Origin of the sequence: Aminobacter sp. J44, assembly GCF_007829415.1 — a bacterium.
Taxonomy (GTDB): Bacteria; Pseudomonadota; Alphaproteobacteria; order Rhizobiales; family Rhizobiaceae; genus Aerobium.
In genome coordinates, this window is the sequence record NZ_VLJG01000087.1 from 1 (window position 1) to 1,157 (window position 1,157).

At 54.7% G+C, this 1,157-nt stretch carries 1 protein-coding gene; it reads left to right on the plus strand.

From position 1 onward, the window contains the following. A partial coding sequence (locus tag L610_RS20385) for a hypothetical protein (RefSeq protein ID WP_210246029.1) occupies nt 1–317 on the plus strand: 317 nt, incomplete at its 5' end. Between the last annotated feature and the right edge of the window lie 840 nt (nt 318–1,157).

Below are 1,157 nucleotides of genomic sequence, written 5' to 3' on the forward strand. Positions count from 1 at the left end.
AGCCTGCCAGCAGTAGCAGCACGCTGACCAACCCGGCCAAGCCGGACAGCACGGCGACCAATGCCGTCAGTTACACCACGCGGTGGGACACCATCTTCCTAAATTCTGAATCGGATTTCCGAAACTTTGAATCGCGTGTGGGGAATATTGAATCGAAATACCGCAAATTTTTTCGATTTGAGATCAATCGATGCAAATTGAAACACATCATCTGCGTTCGATGCGATGTCACCGTTCAGACTCGGAAAATCCCCGCTGCTTCTGGAAAATCGCGACGCGCGGGCATTTCGGGTTCGGCAGCGGACAATTTATTCTGATTGAGGGCGATGGGTATCGAGTTGTCGCCAACTCATCTCAATGTGCAGGCAACCCGGATCGATTTGAAAAAATTTGCGGTAATCCGATTCAGAGTTCTGGGTCCACGATTCTCAACTCGGGAACCACGATTCAAAGGTCTGGAAAATCGTTACAAGGGCAGTCCGTTCGCGAGGATAGGGCTGAGGGGGGGCGCAACAAGCCCGGAGGCTGCTGCTCAGCGGTGACTAGAGAACGCGGAGTAAACGGTGGACCAGGTAGAGCCTCTCCATCATAGGCCGGAAATGGCAATGTGCACCCTGGACTTCGAATTGCTGCTACCACCACCCGAGTACCCCAACGCCTCTCGCTCCAGCTCGGAGCGCCGGATTACTTATCAAGCTGGTGGCCATGCGGATTCCTGGAAACCTCACACGGACATCAGGATTCATAGCAAAATCGTCGGTTCTCCCCCCATTACTCCTGCAAACGGGGTGAGCTAACGGAGTTATCTATCCCTCATCAAACGGCGTTTGCATTGCGCCGATGGGAGACGCGTGTGTCTCGAGTGCAGTGAGACTGACCTGCCACTGAGTTTTTCCTCCACCTGGAGTCAGAGTCCGGCCTTGATTGAAGGACGGACAGATGAAGCGGAAGCGGTTTTCGGAAGAGCAGATCATCGGGGTTCTGCGCGAGCACGAGTCGGGTGCGAAGGCGGCCGATCTACGCAAACAACGCCATCCAGATTACCTTCCACTAGCGCTGCTTCGATCTGATCCTGCTGAACCGCGCCGGGATTGCCGGAGGCATTTTGGTTTGAGTCACGCTGCCATGGCCGGCTCTTCGAGCATAGCGTAGTAGCG